Genomic DNA, 18,636 nt, shown 5'->3' on the forward strand with positions numbered 1-18,636 from the left:
CAGGTACTCGCAAATCCCTCGGACAAGCTTCCTCTTCAATAACATGCGGGGCGTTGCACTTCGCTCTTGAAACCGCCCTGTTTCAAAAAGACGGCTCAGCGCGCCTGAAGATGTTCCAGCAGACGAGAGAGCAGCCGAGTTTGAGGAACGCTTCGTGAATGTCGGCTCGACGTTCGAAGCGAATGCGAAGACGACGAAAGTTGTGAAGCCACGCATGAGTACGTTCGACAACCCACCGGAATTTGCCCAAGCCACTGCCGTGTTCTGTCCGGCGCTTGGCGAGCACCGGTTTGATGCCGCGCTCGTGAAGCCGCTGACGATGCGGCTCGGAGTCGTAGCCACGGTCTGCGTAGATGACTTTGGGCTTTTGAAGCGGGCGACCGCGCACGCCGCGAATTGGCGGGATCGCGTCGACGAGCGGCAGCAATTGGGTGACGTCGTTGCGGTTCGCCCCGGTCAGGATTGCACTGATGGGGACGCCATTTGCATCGACGAGGATGTGATGCTTGGAACCTGGTCGCGAGCGATCCGTGGGGTTCGGACCAGTTTTTCGCCCGCCCCAACGGCTCGCACCGACGATGAATCGACGGCTGCTCGGGAGAAATCGAGCTCGCCGACCTCGCGTAACTTCGCCAGCAGTAGCTCGTGCAATCGCTTCCAAACGCCGGCCTTCTGCCAATCGCGCAAGCGCCTCCAGCAGGTCGGCCCCGACCCGAATCCCAACTTGGTCGACAGGTCCAGCGTATGCCGGTCTTGAACACGAACAGGATGCCGTTCAGTGCAGCCCGGTTCGAAACCGGGAGCCGCCCTGGATATTTCTTGCGTCGCGGTTTCGGTGGCGGCAGCAAAGGTTCGATCAGTGCCCATAGTCCGTCATCAATGATCGGCGCGCTCATCCCCTCGGTTCCAGTTGTTCAGATGGCCAAGGTTAACAGCTTGCCGAAAAGGTTAACAGCCCCCCGAGGCTCTTTTTGAAACGGTCTCTAAGAACGTCAAACGAGAGGCCGACCAGATCCGGCTCGAAGAGCTTCTGGCGGCCAACAAGGCGCTGATGACGGTCTACGTGCTCAAGGACGATCTCAAGGCCCTGTGGGACTACCGGCACCGCGGCTACGCCAAGCGGTTCTGGAAGCACGGTACAAACGCGCCATGACCAGCGGGATCGAGTCGCTGCGCCAGTTCGCCCGGCGGCTCAAGCCCTACCTGCGGGGCATCTTGAGATCCGCGCAGCTTTCCCCGGAATTCGGCGATGAACCAAAAATTGGCATATTGCAGTTTTATACTGAAACTCATGGATCCGTGGATCGAGTTGGATGAGGATGCGCTCGCCGTGACGACCGTGATCGACAGCAGGTGTCGCGTATCGTGCCGTAGCGCACGTTGTTCGTGCTCGAGGCCGGCTGTGGCCACCATGCCGCCGATCGATACATTGGCCCCCCGGGTCCACGGAGAAGAACAGGCCCGTACCGGCCAGCGCCTTGTTCAATGCCTCGCGCGTCACTCCGGCCTGGATCGTCGCTGTCATGTCTTTGGTGTAGATGGACCACTTGGTCCATGCGTGACAGATCGAAGCACACCCTGCCGTGGATCGCCAGCAGGTGACCCTCGACAGACGACCCGACGCCGAACCGGATCATCGGAACGCGATGGACTGCGCAGAGGCATACGATCTGGGCGACTTCCTTGGTGCCTCACCGGTAATGCAACGGCGTCGGGTGGGACCGGCTGACAGGCCGATTCGTCGCGGCCATGCTGGTCGCGCACTGCCCAATTCGTCGTGAAGCGCTCGCCGACCCTGCTGCCCAACTTCATCGAGAAAAATCGAAGGTAATGCACCGGATGAGGATGTTCGCGGGAACTCAGTGGTCGATTTCATGGGCAAAAGTCTAGGCGCGCCGCATTAGGTGAGAAGACGTGAACAGAGATGGCGGCACCGCGAAAACAGATGGCGCAGCGACCACCATGGGCAAGGCCAATCGGGTTTCAGGTCGACCGCTGTGCGCAAACCATGGAGCGCCCAGCCTCGGCATTCAGCCTTGCTGCGGCCTCGCGAAGCGCGTCCCGAACGGAGCCAACCAGCGGAAGGCGCTCGAGATCCCTGGTCGTCAAGAAACACAATGGCGGAAGGTTCCAATTCAGGTCGTACGGCAGAACCGCGCAGTCACGAGCTATCGCGTGCTCTTCCACCACGTCCCTCGCGAGGATCGTGATCGCATTGGGATTCATACGGGGCACCGTTCCGATGCTGCGCACGGAAACGCTTTCGAGAATGGGAACGGGCGGCTGAAGTCCTGCACCGGTGAAGACGGCATTGAACGTTCGGCGCAGCGGTGTGTTGTCAGGCGGCAGGACCCAATCCAGCGCTACAAGACGGGACCAGTCCAGCGGGCCGCGCGACAGCCGTTTTGCGCTTTGCGCATTCACGACTAGGCCAGGTCGCTGTGCACACAAGGGCACCTGAACCAAATCGCGCGCGTCTCCATCGTAGGAGCGCCCAATGACGAAGTCGAGTTCGTGGGAGATCAGGCGCCGCACAAGATCATCCGTGGCCCCTTCGACGCTCAGCACTTCCACTCGCGGTTCGCTTGCAAGCAAGTGCATGAGGACTGCCGACAGCAAGACTTGCGGAACCATCCCGGTGATCCCCAGGCGCAGCCGGCCTTTGAACCCGGCTTGGATGGACTCCAGAACTCGCGCCGTGGATTCAAGTTCGGACAGCGACCGGCGTGCGTAGATCAGGACCGATTCACCGGCTGGGGTAAGCGACAGCCCATGCGCCGTCCGTTCGAACAGGGGCGATCCGAACAACTCCTCGATTTCCCTCAGCGCCATCGTGATAGCCGGCTGGCTCAGCCCCATCTGCGTCGCGACCCGGGCGATGGTGCTATGCCTGGCAAGGGCATCAAGAAGTGAAAGCTGCCGCAATTTCAGGCGCGTGAGCAGCGCGTGGTGCAACTCGCTTTGAGGCACTCGGCGTGTAGTGGACATAAGAGTTTCCTTATGAGGAAGCCAAAAGATTCTGCATCAGCCGCGAACGCACAAACTAAAGTGGGAACACGGCGGCCGCTTCTTGGGCGGCCCGACAACAATAGCCTTGAATTTCAATGGAGTTTTGAGATGCTACAACGAATCCCGGTTTTGATCGTCGGCGGTGGCCCCGTCGGCCTTGCCATGGCCATCCTGCTGCAGCGCTTCGGCATTGAGTTCGTGCTGCTGGAGCGGAATTCCAGTACGACGACCCATCCCAAGGCGCGGGGTACCTGGGTTCGGACCATGGAGATCTTCCGGCAGTGGGGCCTCGAAGACGCCATGAAGCGCCATGGCCTGCCGGATGGGTCGGACTGCTGGGCGTTTAGCGAGTCGATGAGCGGGCGCGAGTTCGGTCGGACCGCCCCCGAACCGAACCTCGGGCATTCGCCCACTTGGAAAGTGATCCAGTCGCAGGACACCGTGGAGGTCGAACTCCTGGCGCTGGCGCAGAAGGGGAAGGTAGGCAGGATCCTGTACGGTCACGAATTTCTGACCCTCGAACAGACGGATAGCGGTGTGTTCGTGACCAGCCGTGAGACGACAAGCGGGGAAGTCACGACTTGGGAAGCCCAGTACCTCATTGGCGCGGACGGTGCCGGAAGCGTGATTCGCCGGCAGGTCGGCATCGAGATGCGCGGGCCCGCCAATATGGCGGTCATGGCGAACGAGTACTGGCAAGCCGATCTCTCACATATTCCTCGCATCGGCTGCACGGGTGGCTGGCGCATGCCTACCCATGGTGTCGCCGCCGATCCCACGATGACTGTGCTGAACGCCAATGGCAAAGACCGCTGGCTCACCCTCCTGCGCGTGGGCACGGAGGTGGACGAACGTCTCGGTGAGCGTTCCGACGATGAAGTCGTGCGGATCGCGCGGGCCGCCGCTGGACTTCCTGAGCTGGATGTGAAGGTCATCAACCGATCGGTGTGGCGGCTCAGCCGTCAGGTCGCGGCCCAATACCGGAAGGGTCGAGTGATTCTTGCTGGGGACGCAGCTCACAGGTTTCCACCTAGTGGGGGCTTCGGCATGAACTCAGGCATTCAGGACGCGCATAATCTTGCGTGGAAGCTTGCATTTGTTCTACGCGGTCAGGCTAGCCCGCGACTGCTTGATACATACGATAGTGAGCGGCGCCCCATCGCTGAATCCAATGCCGACTTCAGCATACGCAACGGCGTTCGGTTTCAGCGAGCCGATGAGGCACTGCTCTCGGGGAACCTTGATCGCATTAGCTTCTGGATCCACGACGCCGACAACCACTTGCACAGCGTCGGTCAGTCGCTCGGCTTCTGCTACGAGGACGGCGCGCTGATCCCGGATGGCACAACGCGCAACACGGTGAGCTCGCGCTATTACGTACCGAGCGACCGACCGGGCGCTCGCTTTCCCCATTTCTGGCTAGACCAGACACGCGTGAACAGCAGCCTCGACTGGTTCGACAAGAACTTCGTGCTGGTCGCCGGCGCCAAGGCTGACGAGTGGGTGGCGGCTGCCCATTCTGTCGCAGCGAAAACGGGCCGCCCCATCGAGGTGCGACAGCTCGAGGACTCGCATGAAAAGGACGGTCTTCTGCTAGGGATGCGGGGCGCTGTGCTGGTACGGCCGGACGGCCATGTTGCATTCCGGATGCCGTGGACGCCATCTGACCCGGCCAGGGAGCTGGCCGAAAGCATTGCCAGGCTGCTGGACTGACGCCATGGCGACGCTTTCGATCCATCACTACACGCTCATGTGCTCGCCGGCGCAGCTGGATGCGCTGGTGGATTTCTACACTCGCGTCCTGCGGCTGGAGATCGGCCCACGCCCGGCTCTCCCGGCGCCTGGCGCGTGGCTGTACGCCGAAGGCCAGCCGCTGGTTCACATCTATGCTGGCCTCACGATCGAACGCATGGCGTCCGCGGGTATGGAGACAGGGGCTCTGGACCACATCTCCTTTCGCTGCCGCGGTTTGCAGGAAACGAAGGCTCATTTGCGCAAGCACGGCATCGTCTTCGACGAACTGCCGGTACCCGGCCGGCCCATCTATCAGCTCTTCCTGCGCGACCTCCAGGGCCTCAAGATCGAACTGACCTTCTTTCTCGAGGAGGAACACGAGTGACGAATTACATCCAGACGGGTCATCAGCACATCGCGTTCGACCAAGTTGGCGAAGGTCCTCCGCTGATCCTCATGCATGGCGCGGAAGGCACGCGGAAGATGTTCTCCGCAGTGGCACCACTGCTTGCCGAGCACTTTACGGTATTCAGTTACGACCAACGCGATTGCGGTGACACGCTCGGTCCGGAAGAGCCCGCCACGTTGGCGGATCTCGCAGGCAGTGGAAGTTGCGGTCGCCCACGTGACCGAACACCGGAGCCAGAAGGCCGCTGCGCTCGACGTCTTGCACCGTTTCGACGATGCAATGCTGCCGACTCGCGGCCAGGGGGTCCGCGTTCGCGTCGACAAGGCCTTGACAGATGCCGGAAGAGGCGTGGCTCGTATCACTGCGCAGATCGACTCGCTGACGATCATGAAGCACGCCGCAGCGAACGGCGTCGGGCCCACGACAAGAGAGATAAAGGCATTCCCGTGTCTCGCGTACCAAACTCGCGATCTCCACGCTATCGGCGTCCACAGCTGCATTCTTCACGGCATGAGGCGGCTTGAGCGGCACACCGGGCGTATCACCGGCAGCGCCACTTGTGCAAGCAGTTGCCCCCGCGCAGGCAGCGCGCGCTCGCCAAGGAGGCGCCGCAACTCACGTTGACCTCGGCCTATATGTTGGTTGTCTCGATCAAGGCGTGACTGGGGATGGAAAGCACCAGTGGCGGCTTCGATATGGTCTAAAACGATCGCTAGTTTAGGAGAGAGCAAGGATGAAACCGAATTCCGTAACGCGTCGCAGGCTGCTGCTGGGCGTCGGTACCCTGGCTGCGACGCGCGGCGTTTCGAAGGTCTGGGCGCAACGTCCCGCGACTCTGCCGCTTTTCATGGACGGGCACGTCCATATCACCAACCGTGTCTACTGGGAGAAAGCCGAGTTCTGGCAGCCGCAGCCAGGCAATTGGGACTATGGTCGCGCACGGGCCAGCGGCATCAACTGCATCGTCGACAATCTCGGCACCTACGGCGCCTGGAACTACAACTATGCTCCCAAAATGTTCCTGCGGCTGATCGAGACGGCACTGCGCTATGCCGAGCAGCACAAGGACAAGATGGCGATTGTCACCACCACAGCCGATGCGAGGCGGGTGATCGCCAGCGGCCGCATGGCGGTGTTCCTCGGCAGCGAATCGGGCTGGGACCACGAGGGCGATCTCGACGTGCTGGGCGCCTTTTACCGACTCGGCTTGCGCTCGATCCAATTTGCCACCCAGACCGGCTTCAACGCCTTTGCCGATTCGGAGATCGCGCCGCAGCAGGGCGGCCAGAAGTCGGACCACTATCATGGCATCAACCAAAAGGGCCGCGCGCTGATCGCCGAGATGAACCGGCTGGGCATGCTGGTAGACATCACCCACGGCACCAATGATGCGCAGAGACAGCTGATCGAGGCGAGCAAGGCGCCGGTGGTCTGCAGCCACGTCACGATGAAGACGGTAGCGGGCGTCGGCATGACCGACGAGAACCTAAAGCTGCTGGCGAGCAAGGGCGGCGTCGTCGGCATCCACGGCGGCGCGGCGGTAGTCGGCAAGCGCTATCGCAAGTGGATGACCGAGCATCCGGTGGAGGCGAAGAAGATCAACGAAGCGCTGCGCAACATGTTGGGCTACCAGCCCTCCCAGCCACGCCAGCCCGGCGACCATGGCGAGTACATTGAGATGTTCGACCGCGAGTTCGGCCACGCCTGGAGGGCGAACGGTGGCTGGAAGGAGCTCCCCGAGCTCCAGCCATTGGTTCCAACCGCCGACGAATGGGCTGAACAGGTCGACCACGTGATCAAGACCGTTGGTGCGGACCATGTCGGCATTGGCCTCGACATGGCAGACGGCCGCAGCGGCGTGCCGCGCGACGCCGGCGGCTATGGCGAGATCTTAGCAGCACTAAAGAAAATCACCACGCCGGCCAACGTCACGAAGATCTGCGGCGAGAACTGGTTCCGTGTGCTCGACAGCGCGAAGGCTTAGGGCCGTCACAATGGCGGGAGGCTGATCGAACACCGCTTCCCGCCGGATCGAAGTTCTGCCTAACTGAAGGATCCCAAGCAATTTTTTTGGTTCATCGCCGCCTTCCCCGGAATTCGGCGATGAACCTCTTTTAAGGGCGTCCCTTGCGGCCGCCGGCGGTATCCGCTAGACGGTTGAGGGCTTGAGCCTCCAGGGCAGCAGAGCCTCGTAGTCGTCGGCTGTCTGTGCGTGTGGCAACGCCTTGAACAAGGCAACAAGATACTGATACGGATCGACGTCGTTGGCCTTGCAGGTTTCCACCAGCGAGTAAAGACTTGCGCTGGCGTTGGCACCGGCCACGGTGTCGCAGAAGAGGAAGTTTCTCCGTCCGATCACGAATGGCCTAATCGCGTTCTCGCAGGGATAATGCCGCCTGTCGAATTATGCTGCTTGAGGGCTAGCCAATCCATGTAACACGCGCTCGAATCGAAGATTGATGCGGCATAATTCTTGGGCTTTCCTTTCGTTGGCTTGACGCCAGAGAAGGAGGTGCCCCATGCCCGCAGATTTGCACCCGGCGGCCGCCGGAGTTCCGACAGCTTATACGTTCGACGACTGTGTCGACGGCTATCGCTTACCTTCGTTCGGTTGACTACGCCCAGTCCACGCTTCGCAAGAAGCGGCGGGTGATTGCCGAATTCGCGCAATGGGTTCAATCTGAGAAGCCCACGATGGCTATTCTCGACGACCACGACATCGACGTGTTCTCATCATGCCTGAACCGTCCCGGACCATACAGGCTGTCGTTTGTACGGCGCACTTTGAGGCTTCTGTTCATATATCTTCGCGCGCAAACCGAGTTCGCGGCGCCAAACAAATCGGCGAATGCCGATTCCCGCGCCGATAAACTGTTGCGAGCCTATGCTCACTATCTGCGCTCTGATCGAGGATTGACCGAGTGTTCGGTTCGTGTCTAGCTGCCATTTGTTCGGGCATTTATCTCACAGCGAGAGGCTGCAATCAATGCCGATGCGATGGACTCGTTGAGCCGCGTTTAGTCCAGCAGCAATCCAGAGTTTCCTTTTGGTCCGCGTCAGAAACCACTCAAGTGAGTATTCGCGGTTGCTTGCGATAGCCCTCCGATCGTTCTGCCGATTTCTTTTCGTTCACGGTCACGTCGCACGTGATCTCTCAGTTTGCATTCCGACCGTACGTCGATGGCGCCAGGCAGAGATTCCCGCGTTCCTTACGCCTGAACAGATCGAGCGACTTCTGGCGACCACCGATCGACCCATATCAAGTGGGCGCCGCGATCGCGCTGTCCTGCTTCTACTTGCACGGCTTGGCTTGCGCCCCGGGGAAGTGGCCACACTTGAGCTTGATGATCTCCATTGGCGGACCGGTGAGATCACAATACGCGGCAAAGGAAGGGCCGTGCAATGTTTGCCCCTGCTCCCCGACGTTGGCGAAGCACTGGCTGCATACCTTCGTGAGAATCGCGGCGCCTGCCGATCGCGACGCGTTTTTCTACGAGAGAAGGCTCCGTGTGGTGAACTGGCCGGGCCAGGGGCCATCGGCCCGATTGTATGTCAGGCGCTTGCTCGTGCGGGAATCCGGAGAACAAGCCGGGGAGCGGCCCATTTGCTGCGGCACAGCCTCGCGACGCAAATGATCCGCCGAGGCGCATCCCTCTCGCAAATCGCCGAGGTGTTGCGCCATCGCACGGAGAACACCACGGCGATCTCAAAGTGGCCACCAGTACCGTGTGCGCGACCCCGAGTCCCTTTGACCTGCTGCCGCATCCCGCCCCGATCCCGCCTGAGCCCACACCGCCCGCATACACCAGCTGCTGATGGGCCATAGGTGGATCCGGCGTACGTCAGTGCCGGCTTCCAGCAGATGCGTGGCGAACGCGTGGCGCAAAGAACAGCATCCGAGATGCACCAACTGATAGGTGTTTGCGACGTCGTCGTATGGTGCATAGCCGTCGGTCATCAACACCGCCCCAGGCTTGATGCCGGCATAGAGAGCCGTAGCCTGCTTTGTCTCGCGTGTCGGGCTATAGGCAAACAACCGTACCGGCGGCCCCGTGCCATTCATCTGCGCCCATAGGAAGCTCTTTCTCTGGGCAGGCCTGCCGGGCTCCTTGAGCAGCTGTACCGTTGTCTCGTCACCGTACACGACGTCTGCTTCCAGCAGATGGTCGCGCAGCAGGTTGATGATTGGCTGCACCGCTTGGCCTACTCGCACTATGCTTGCTGCCAGGGTGCCGCGAGAGAGGTCCCCGCCGAAGCGATGCAGCAGCGCTGCCTGTCGGTACAGCGGCAGGCCATCCTGATACTTCGAGGTGATGCACCAGGCCAGCGCCGATTCGGTAAGGAGTCCCTTGGAAATAATGCGTGCCGGTGCCGGCGTCGTGTTGATGCCGCCGTCGCAGCATGGGCAGGCGTACTTGACCCGCTGGTGCTGGATCACGCGGACCTGCTGCGGCACGATATCGAGCTGTTCGCTGACCTCGACGCCAATCTCGACCAGAGTCTGGCCATCGAGGGGGCAGACGCGTTCCGATTCGGGTAGTTCGTGACGAACCTCGACACGGGGCAGCGCCGGGTCGAGCGGCTTGCGGCCGCGCTTTTTGCGTTTGTGTCCAGCCACTTCGGTCTCGGGCGTACCTTCTTCTTCCTGCGTCGGCTGCGCGGCCGCCGTCGCCAAGGCCTCGGCCTCATTGAGGAACAAGTCCTTCTGCTCCGAGCCTCGCTCTTGGCGGCGAACAGCTTACGCTGGAACGCCTTGAGCTGTTCCAAGAGCAGGTCTCGCTGGACCGTCATCACACGCAGTTCGCCCTTGATTGCCTCGCGTTCCGCGAGTATTGCCTTGAGCTCGCGCTCGGCGTCTCGCAACAGTTGCAGCTCGGCGGCGGTAACGGTGACGGGCGTGGATGGCATGGCGGGTTAGACCGCTGCCGCCAAGCAGCGTTCACGCAGCGCGATGGTATTCTCGGTGCGGGTGCCGGCGCATCGCCTCGTTACGGAACACAAATACAGCCGATGCAAACGGATCCGGCCCGAGCGCCTGCTCGACCAGCAGTGCCAGGCCGTTGATGTTCTTACGGAAGTCCCACTGCGTCGCGATGCAGATACACCCGCAGCCCAGCGTCGAGCCGGAACATCAACGGTCTCCACTCAGTGCTTCGATCATGATCCCACCCGAGAATCTTGATGCGATCGGCCCGCTGCATTGCCTTTACGAGCCCAACGTCTCGCTCGCTGCATTCGAGCTCAACTGATACACCGTTGGGCAGCTTTGCGCTCAAGAGCGCCAGCAATTGCGCTCGCCGCGGTGGCGGATCGCCAGTCGTTGAGGCCGCTTCGTGGCAAGGCACCACAACCTTTGCAGGTGTCGCGATTGGCCGCGAATCCAGAACCTCCCGGACAACCGGCACGAATGCCGACAACGCACCTTGCGCCTGTGCTGAATCTCGATACTCCCGAATCCATTTGCGCAACTGGTTAGCGTTGATGCCAGCCTTGAGAGCCGTGCCCGAAACCGATGCTCCCGATTGAAGACAGAACTCAATCAGACGCCGCTTGGCCGCTGGCTCGTAGTCGCGCTTCCCATTGGAGCGGACTCGCACCGCCTGCAGCGGAAATAGGTCAATCTCGTCTTGGATCATGTTTGCGTCCGCAAAGTCTTTGCGGACGCAAACCTGCCAACGTTCAGCCTTCAATACCAGACGTCGTCAATTGAGCGCCTACATTCAAGTCGCCGACGAGCTTCTTGATAGCCTTGTTGAGCTTGCCCAAGCTGTAGAAGCGGTGGTTGCGCAGCCGCGCCAGGATTCACCGCTCGACGATCAGCAGGCCGGTCTCGACCTTGGCCTTATCGTAAGTCAGCAACTGCTGGTCATGGTGACGATCGTGCGGCAATAACGGTCGAGATCACCCATCCATTCCACCCTCTGCGCGGGACCCGGATTCCCGTGGCTACTCGCCGTCAGAACCGGGGCGAGGACCGCGTCATGTACTACAACTCGCGCGGTAAGTTGGTGTCCATACACTTCATTACGCATTTTCATTCTGGTCACCTCACCGGTCTGCCAGACCTCTACGCAAGTGCTCCAGGAGCTGATCGCATCGAAGGCGCCGAACGCCAAGGACTTCACCAATCAGCGGACCCCCAGGAACACGCGGGAAGAACCGTAATAAATCGAAGCATGTCTTCGCTGTGGTTAAGCGCCTGTGGGGCTTCACGAAAGTCCGCTACTGTGGCCTGAAGAAGAATGCCGCCCACGCCTTCACGGCATGGCGCTGGCCAATCTCTACTTGAGTCGAGAGCATCAAGTCCGCCCATAAAGGGCGAGTGCGGGGCGGGCGTCCCGCCAACACACCCCAAGGGGGGCGCACGAAGGCAAATCTCATCGTCCCAGCTATTTTCTCGGCCGAACAGGCTCATTATCAACCGCGGCACTCAATTTGCCCAGCTGCTTGAGTGTGCGCCAAGAGATTCACCGTTTTACAAGTAAGTCGATACGTTCCGACCGTCGTGATGGGCCAGTGTCACATAGACCGCTCTTCGGCGCTTATTGTGTGCAGATGGCGCCACTTACATATTCCTTCTGAAAGTTTACTTGAAACCTAAAATATTTAGGCATAAGATAAGACCAAGCGAGATTGCCGAGACGCTGGATACGAGCGCCTCAACTCGTTCACGTCGCGGCGCCATAGAAGAGCGGGCGATCCTGAATGTTTGAGGCAGTCAGGCTTCCCGCAACGCCCGGTCCCTCAACGAACCTCCCGAAGTCTGCTATGCCTAGTTCACATGTTGACTCCTTTGCCCGCGATAATTTGCCTTCAGTTGACCAGCAGCCAGAGTATGTGTTTGAGCTGCCGGAACTACAGTTTCCGACTCAGCTGAACTGCGCTACGGAGCTACTGGACCGCCACGTTGACGCGGGGCGGGGCGATCATCTATGTATCCAGGGGGGATGGCGGAGTACGCTGGACCTATCGCGATTTGCAAGAAAAGGCAAATCGCATCGCACATGTTCTCGTAAATCAAATGGGACTGGTGCCAGGTAATCGCGTACTGCTTCGCGCCCCTAATAGCCCAATGCTCGCAGCGTGTTGGTTTGCGGTGATGAAGGCCGGCGGTATTGCGGTCTCCACCATGCCGCTCTTACGCGCGAAAGAACTCAAGGCGATTATTGATAAGGCGCAGATCCAACATGAGCTCTGCGATGCAAGGCTTGCCGATGAGCTGCATCAGGCTATGGAATGCCTGCCGATGCAGGTTCAGTATTTCAACGAATCGTCGGCTGATAGTCTGGAAGTGGCAATGACAAGCCATCCCCCCGATTTTCGCAATGTAGACACCGCAGCCGACGACACTTGCATCCTGGCCTTCACTTCCGGCACGACTGGTATTCCGAAGGCAACCATGCACTTTCATCGCGACGTCGTGGCGATCTGTGCTTGCTGGCCACGACACGTCTTACGCCCGCTCCCTACAGATATCTTCATCGGAAGCCCGCCCATTGCCTTCACTTTTGGATTAGGCGGTCTCTTGCTGTTTCCGCTGAGTGTCGGGGCCTCTACGGTTCTGCTAGAGAAGGTGTCGCCGCCGCAACTGATTGAAGGCATCAGAGAGTACGGCGCCACGATCCTGTTTACGGCGCCTACTTCTTATCGAAACCTTGTTGTCAACGGCCACGCGGTACATGGCACATCTCTGCGCAAATGCGTATCCGCAGGTGAAGCGCTACCAGAGGACACTCGAGCGGCATGGAAGGACGCTACTGGCATTGATCTGATTGATGGCATTGGCGCTACAGAGATGCTGCACATCTTTATATCAGCAGACGAAGCTGATAGCAGACCAGGCGCCACCGGTAGGCCGGTGGCGGGTTACCGTGCGCGCGTGGTAGACGATGCGGGCAATCCGCTTCCCCCGGGTGCGGTCGGCAAGCTAGCGGTGAAGGGGCCAACCGGCTGCCGGTACCTTGCTGATGAGCGGCAGCGCAGCTATGTCAAGGACGGCTGGAATCTGACTGGCGATGCGTACACGATGGACGCGGACGGTTACTTCTTCTACCAGGCGCGCACCGACGACATGATTATTTCTTCCGGCTACAACATTGCGTCGCCGGAGGTGGAGGACGCGCTCATGCAGCATCCGGCAGTCGCTGAATGTGGCGTGATTGGCGTGCCTGATGAGGAGCGGGGGCAGATCGTCAAAGGCTATGTTGTGCTGCGTCCGGGCTATGTCGCCGATGCATTGATGGCGAGGCAATTGCAGGAGTTCGTCAAGAAGACGGTCGCGCCCTACAAGTACCCCCGTGCCATCGAGTTTCGCACCAGTCTGCCGCGCAGCGAAGCCGGAAAACTTCTGCGCTATCGGCTGCGAGAAGGCAGCTAATTGATCGACACAGTGATGAATGTCGTACAAACAAAGTTGACTGCGAGATATGGAATCGCACATGACCAAGGCTCGTTTTCGGCGCCAGCACAAGATCCATTTCTCGGAATGCGACCCGGCCGGCATTGTCTTCTACCCACAGTACTTCGTGCTCTTCAACGACCTTATCGAGCGCTGGATAGACACCCTGTTGCCTGACGGGTACCACGGCCTGATCGGCACACGCCGACTGGGCATGCCGACTGTGCACCTGGAGGTGGACTTCAAGGCGATCAGCCGCTTTGGAGACCAGGTCTGGCTGGAGTTGGAAGTGATGCGCCTTGGCGGTAAATCGATCACGCTGGCCTGGCGCTGCACCGGCGAAAGCGGCGAACTGCGCATGGCCGCCACTCAGACCATCGTGCTGACCTCGCTGGAAACGCACATGGCGATTGCTGTGCCCGATGATTTGCGGGCCGCCATCGAATTCGGCCCTGCTCCCGCAGACGGGCTTTTCCCCGAAACCACCGCCTGAAATGCCGACGTCCCCAGTGTACGGGTGACCAAGGCTCCGATAGTGACCTGATTGGAAGCAGCCATGAACATTGTATGTATCGGCGGTGGCCCCGCCGGCTTGTATTTCGGCTTGTTGATGAAACTCCAGGATCCCGCCAACAAGATCGTGGTGGTGGAACGCAACCGCCCCTATGACACCTTTGGCTGGGGCGTGGTGTTCTCCGACGCCACCATGGACAACCTGCGCGAGGCCGACCCGGTCTCGGCCGAGACTATCGTCGATGCGTTTAACCGCTGGGATGACGTCGAAGTTCACTTCAAGGGCCGTCCGGTGCGCAGCGGTGGCCATGGTTTCATCGGCATCGGCCGCAAACGCCTGCTCAACATCCTCCAGGCGCGCTGCGAGGAAGTTGGCGTAGAACTGGTGTTCGAGACCAACGTCGAGGACGACCAGGCTATCGCGCGCAAATACAATGCCGACCTCGTGCTGGCGTCGGACGGCCTGAACAGTGTGGTGCGCAAACGCTATGCCGACACGTTCCGCCCAGACATCGACACCCGCAAATGCCGCTTTGTCTGGCTGGGCACGAAGAAGGTGTTCGACGCCTTCAACTTTATCTTCGTGCCGACCGAGCACGGCTGGTTCCAGGCGCATGCCTACCGTTTCGAAGATGGCACGTCGACCTTCATCGTCGAGACTCCGGAAGAGACTTGGAAAGCTGCCGGCATCGATCAGATGAGCCAGGAAGAGGGCATCGCCTATTGCGAGAAGCTGTTCGCGCCCTACCTGGACGGCAATCCGCTGATCAGCAATGCCTCGCATCTGCGCGTCTCGGCGATCTGGATCCAGTTCCCCCGTGTTATCTGCGAGAAGTGGGTGCACTGGAACGACCTGACCGACGACAGCGGCCTGCAGAAGAAGGTGCCCGTGGTGCTGATGGGCGATGCCGCCCATACCGCGCACTTCTCGATCGGCTCCGGCACCAAGCTGGCGCTGGAGGATGCCATCGAACTGGCGCGCACTCTGCGCAACATCGACGGCTCGTTGGAAGATGCATTGAAGCACTACGAGGCCGTGCGCTCGGTGGAAGTGCTCAAGATCCAGAACGCTGCGCGCAACTCGACCGAATGGTTCGAGAATGTCAAGCGCTATGAAGACCTCGAGCCGGAGCAGTTCGCCTATTCGCTGCTGACTCGCTCGCAGCGCATTTCGCACGAGAACCTGCGCGTACGCGACAAGGCCTGGCTTGAAGGCTACGAGTCGTGGCTGGCCGAACGCGCCGGCACGGATGCCGTCCCCGTGCCCCCGATGCTAACGCCGTACACCGTCCGCGGCGTGGAATTGAAGAACCGCGTGGTGGTGTCGCCGACCGCCATGTATTCGTGCCGGATGGGCGTGCCGGGCAATTTCCACATGGTGCACTTGGGCAGTCGCGCACTGGGAGGTGCCGCCCTGGTGATGGTGGAAATGACGGCAGTGTCGCCGGAGGGCCGCATCACACCGGGTTGCCCGGGCCTGTGGAATGACCAGCAGGCGGCGGCATTCGCCGGCATCGTCAGCTTCATTCACGAACACACCAGCGCGCGCATTGGCGTGCAGATCGGCCACGCCGGCCGCCGCGGCTCTACCCAATTGGGCTGGGAGCAGATGGATCACCCCCTTGCCGAGGGCAACTGGCCGCTGATCTCGGCCTCTGCGCTGCCGTACCTGCCGGGCGTTTCGCAGACGCCACGCGCCATGACCCGCGCCGACATGGATCGCGTGCGCGATGACTTCGTCACCGCCACCCGGCGTGCTGCAGTTGCCGGCTTTGACTGGCTGGAGCTGCAAGCCGGGCACGGCTACCTGCTGTCTAGCTTCCTCTCGCCTGTGACCAACCAGCGCAGCGACGAATACGGCGGCTCGCTGGAAAACCGCATGGCCTTCCCGCTGGAAGTACTGCGAGCAGTGCGTGCAGCATGGCCGCAGGACAGGCCGGTGTCGGTGCGTATCTCCGCGACTGACTGGGTCAAAGGCGGCAACAGCGCCGATGACGCGGTGGTCATGGCGCGCCGGTTCAAGGACGCCGGTGCCGACATGATCGACTGCTCTTCCGGCGAAGTCACACCGGAGCAGAAGCCGGTCTACGGCCGCATGTTCCAGACCCCGTTCGCCGACCGCGTGCGCAACGAGGCGGGCGTGCCGACCATCGCCGTGGGCGCGATCACCGAAGCCGACCATGTCAACGGGATTATCGCCTCGGGCCGCGCCGACCTGTGCGCGCTGTCGCGCCCGTACCTGGCCGATCCGGCCTGGCTGCTGCGCGAAACCGCGCGATTGGGCTACAGCGGCGTGGAATGGCCAAATCAGTACCTGTTCGCCAAGGATCAGCTGGAGCGCAATATCATGCGCGTGGCTGCAGCCTGACGATCGCTCGTCCCTTTGTCTTCCACGGGATACGGGAACACCAAGATCAAAATAGGAATACGATGTCAGATACCTCATACGACAGCCATCGCGAAAGCGTAGCCGGCCGTGCCGACGTGGAAGACACGCCCGAGCTGGTCGCCTACTACAAGGAGCTCGCGGCGCTCAAGACCGGTGCGCTCTGGACGGTGGCCAACAAGATCGAACCGTGGCAACCGAAGTCGGAATCGGTGCCGGTGCTGTGGCGCTACCGCGACCTGCGTGACCACGTGCTGCGTTCGGTCGACCTGGTAACGCCGGAAAAGGCCGGACGCCGCGTGATCTACCTGAACAACCCGGGCCGCCAGGACGTTTCGGCAGCAGTGGGCTGGCTCTACTCGGGCCTGCAGGTGATGCATCCCGGCGAAGCCGCCTCGGCACACGCCCATTCGTCGTCGGCACTGCGCTTCATCATGGAAGGCAGCGGTGCCTACACCATCGTCGACGGCCACAAGATGACGCTGAACGCCAACGACTTCGTGCTGACGCCCAACGGCACCTGGCACGAGCATGGCGTATCGGCAGAGGGAACGACCTGCATCTGGCAGGATGGCCTTGACATTCCCCTCGTCAATGCCCTGGAAGCCGGCTTCTACGCGGTGCACCCGGACCTCCAACAGGCTGTCACCCATCCGATCGACGACATGCCGGCGATCTGGGGCGGCAAGGGACTGCGCCCGCACGAGGGCAACTGGAGCAAACCGTACTCCCCACTGTTCAAGTACGAATGGGCGCCGACCTACGAGGCGCTGGTACGCCACAGCAAGGTCACTGAAGGCAGCCCGTTCGACGGCGTGCTGATGCACTACATCAACCCGGTAACCGGTGGCCCGGTGATGCCCACCATTGGCGCCAGCATGCAGCTCCTGCGGCCGGGCGAAGCCACCAAGGCTCACCGCCACACCGGCAGCTTCATCTACCAGGTGGCCAAGGGCAGCGGCTACTCCATCATCAACGGCCAGCGCTTTGACTGGACCGAGCGCGACATCTTCTGCGTGCCGTCGTGGGCCTTCCACGAGCACGCCAACGCGTCGGCCAGCGATGACGCCGTGCTGTTCTGCTTTAACGACCTGCCGGTGATGCAGTCGCTGGGTCTGTACCGCGAGCAGGCGCTGGCGGAGAACGGCGGACATCAAGTCGTCCTTTGAACGTCATCAATACCTGTTTTCCAGGCCCTGTCTTTCAAGCTATATCGCCGCAGTTTTTGCGGCCTTTCTCGGAGTTTTCGAAAATGCGTCTCGTAACCTATCGCGCTGAAGTTGCTGCCGCCGCCCGCCTGGGTGCCATCGTCGACGGCAACGTCGTCGACCTCGCCCGCTTCGGCGCTGCCGTCGGCGTGAGCATCCCCTCTACCATGCTCGAGTTCATCGACCTGGGTCCCGAGGCAGTCCGCTCGACCAGCGCGCTGCTGAACGAATATCGTGGCAAGCTGCCGTTCGGCGTGGCTGTGCCGGCCTCGAACGTGAAGCTGCTGGCGCCGATCCCGCGTCCGCGCAAGAACATCTGGGGCATCGGCCTGAATTACGTCGAGCACGTGGCCGAATCCAGCCGTAGCCTGGACACCTCGAAGCAGCTGCCCAAGGAGCCCGTGATTTTCTCCAAGCCGCCTACCACCGTAATCGGCCCGGGCGACGCCATCGAGCATAACAAGGAAATCACCGAGCAGATGGACTGGGAGGTTGAACTGGCCGTCGTCATCGGCACGCGCGGCAAAGGCGTGACGGAAGCCGATGCGCTCAACTACGTGTTCGGCTACAGCGTGATGATCGACATCTCGGCACGTGACTGCCGCCGAGCCGGCCAGTGGATCTATTCCAAGGGCCAGGACACCTACGCACCGTTCGGACCGGTCATCGTCACCGCGGATGAGATCCCCGACCCGCACACGCTGGACCTGTCGCTGACCGTCAACGGCGTGACCAAGCAGAGCTCCAACACCCGCCACATGCTGTTCAAGGTGCCCGCGCTGATTGCCGACATCAGCAAAGGGATGGCGCTGGAACCCGGCGACATCATCGCCACCGGCACACCGGATGGCGTGGGTGCTGGCCGCACCCCGCAAGAGTGGCTGTGGCCTGGCGACACCGTAGTGGCCACGGTGGAAGGCATCGGTGAGCTGCGTCACCCGGTGGTGGCAGTCTAAACCCCGTTATCCCCGCGCATGCG

At 61.1% G+C, this 18,636-nt stretch carries 12 protein-coding genes and 7 pseudogenes; 12 read left to right on the top strand and 7 right to left on the bottom strand.

The genetic code is table 11. The features are described 5' to 3' along the window. Nucleotides 1–82 precede the first annotated feature (82 nt). The 3 genes and pseudogenes from J8I82_RS35795 to J8I82_RS35805 form a co-directional block, all read right to left on the bottom strand. Nucleotides 83–896 (bottom strand): annotated as a pseudogene (locus J8I82_RS35795) (IS5 family transposase). 214 nt (nt 897–1,110) lie between these two features. Then, the gene (locus J8I82_RS35800) at nt 1,111–1,413 is read right to left on the bottom strand and encodes a hypothetical protein (protein ID WP_209764952.1); all 303 of its coding nucleotides are present in this window, start codon (nt 1,411–1,413) and stop codon (nt 1,111–1,113) included. 570 nt (nt 1,414–1,983) lie between these two features. Beyond that, nucleotides 1,984–2,988, bottom strand: a complete 1,005-nt coding sequence (locus tag J8I82_RS35805; protein ID WP_209764954.1) for a LysR family transcriptional regulator — start codon at nt 2,986–2,988, stop codon at nt 1,984–1,986. A gap of 129 nt (nt 2,989–3,117) precedes the next feature. On the opposite strand from J8I82_RS35805, the gene J8I82_RS35810 reads away from it, so the two are divergent. The 3 genes from J8I82_RS35810 to J8I82_RS35820 all read left to right on the top strand — a co-directional run bounded on the left by J8I82_RS35810 (nt 3,118) and on the right by J8I82_RS35820 (nt 7,136). Next, nucleotides 3,118–4,722, top strand: coding sequence for an FAD-dependent monooxygenase (locus tag J8I82_RS35810; RefSeq protein WP_209764957.1), 1,605 nt, complete (start codon nt 3,118–3,120; stop codon nt 4,720–4,722). 4 nt (nt 4,723–4,726) lie between these two features. After that, on the top strand, nt 4,727–5,128 hold the full coding sequence (locus tag J8I82_RS35815; RefSeq protein ID WP_209764959.1) for a VOC family protein: 402 nt from the start codon (nt 4,727–4,729) through the stop codon (nt 5,126–5,128). 757 nt (nt 5,129–5,885) lie between these two features. Further along, complete coding sequence (locus J8I82_RS35820) at nt 5,886–7,136, top strand: dipeptidase (RefSeq protein WP_209764961.1); 1,251 nt, start codon at nt 5,886–5,888, stop codon at nt 7,134–7,136. Nucleotides 7,137–7,301: 165 nt separating this feature from the next. Here J8I82_RS35820 and J8I82_RS35825 read toward each other — a convergent pair. After that, nucleotides 7,302–7,532, bottom strand: a pseudogene (locus J8I82_RS35825) (transposase domain-containing protein); the annotation flags it as partial. A 705-nt stretch (nt 7,533–8,237) separates the two neighbouring features. Here J8I82_RS35825 and J8I82_RS39785 point away from each other — a divergent pair. After that, entirely contained in the window at nt 8,238–8,978 is a 741-nt protein-coding gene (locus J8I82_RS39785) for a tyrosine-type recombinase/integrase (RefSeq protein ID WP_209764963.1), read from the top strand. A 66-nt stretch (nt 8,979–9,044) separates the two neighbouring features. Here J8I82_RS39785 and tnpC read toward each other — a convergent pair. From tnpC to tnpA, 3 genes and pseudogenes are all read right to left on the bottom strand, one after another. Further along, nucleotides 9,045–10,060, bottom strand: a pseudogene (gene tnpC / locus J8I82_RS35835) (IS66 family transposase); the annotation flags it as partial. A gap of 31 nt (nt 10,061–10,091) precedes the next feature. Next, on the bottom strand, nt 10,092–10,268 hold the full coding sequence (gene tnpB / locus J8I82_RS39790) for an IS66 family insertion sequence element accessory protein TnpB (protein ID WP_209764996.1): 177 nt from the start codon (nt 10,266–10,268) through the stop codon (nt 10,092–10,094). Between the two features lie 82 nt (nt 10,269–10,350). Then, a pseudogene (gene tnpA, locus J8I82_RS35845) lies at nt 10,351–10,788 on the bottom strand (IS66-like element accessory protein TnpA); the annotation flags it as partial. 70 nt (nt 10,789–10,858) lie between these two features. On the opposite strand from tnpA, the gene J8I82_RS35850 reads away from it, so the two are divergent. The 8 genes and pseudogenes from J8I82_RS35850 (at nt 10,859) to J8I82_RS35885 (ending at nt 18,613) form a co-directional block, all read left to right on the top strand. After that, nucleotides 10,859–11,044: a hypothetical protein gene (locus tag J8I82_RS35850; protein WP_209764999.1), complete on the top strand. Its 186-nt coding sequence runs from the start codon at nt 10,859–10,861 to the stop codon at nt 11,042–11,044. Between the two features lie 8 nt (nt 11,045–11,052). Continuing rightward, nucleotides 11,053–11,157: pseudogene (locus tag J8I82_RS39795) on the top strand (DUF5372 family protein); the annotation flags it as partial. Between the two features lie 76 nt (nt 11,158–11,233). Then, nucleotides 11,234–11,467 (top strand): annotated as a pseudogene (locus tag J8I82_RS35860) (IS5/IS1182 family transposase); the annotation flags it as partial. Nucleotides 11,468–11,920: 453 nt separating this feature from the next. Continuing rightward, nucleotides 11,921–13,529: pseudogene (locus tag J8I82_RS35865) on the top strand (AMP-binding protein). 61 nt (nt 13,530–13,590) lie between these two features. Then, the gene (locus tag J8I82_RS35870) at nt 13,591–14,043 is read left to right on the top strand and encodes an acyl-CoA thioesterase (RefSeq protein WP_209764967.1); all 453 of its coding nucleotides are present in this window, start codon (nt 13,591–13,593) and stop codon (nt 14,041–14,043) included. A gap of 63 nt (nt 14,044–14,106) precedes the next feature. After that, nucleotides 14,107–16,431, top strand: coding sequence for a bifunctional salicylyl-CoA 5-hydroxylase/oxidoreductase (locus tag J8I82_RS35875; protein WP_209764969.1), 2,325 nt, complete (start codon nt 14,107–14,109; stop codon nt 16,429–16,431). A 62-nt stretch (nt 16,432–16,493) separates the two neighbouring features. Beyond that, entirely contained in the window at nt 16,494–17,618 is a 1,125-nt protein-coding gene (locus tag J8I82_RS35880) for a cupin domain-containing protein (protein ID WP_209764985.1), read from the top strand. An 83-nt stretch (nt 17,619–17,701) separates the two neighbouring features. Further along, complete coding sequence (locus J8I82_RS35885) at nt 17,702–18,613, top strand: fumarylacetoacetate hydrolase family protein (protein WP_209764987.1); 912 nt, start codon at nt 17,702–17,704, stop codon at nt 18,611–18,613. The last annotated feature ends 23 nt before the right edge of the window (nt 18,614–18,636 follow it).

The organism is Cupriavidus consociatus, from assembly GCF_017814975.1.
GTDB classification, from domain to species: domain Bacteria; phylum Pseudomonadota; class Gammaproteobacteria; order Burkholderiales; family Burkholderiaceae; genus Cupriavidus; species Cupriavidus consociatus.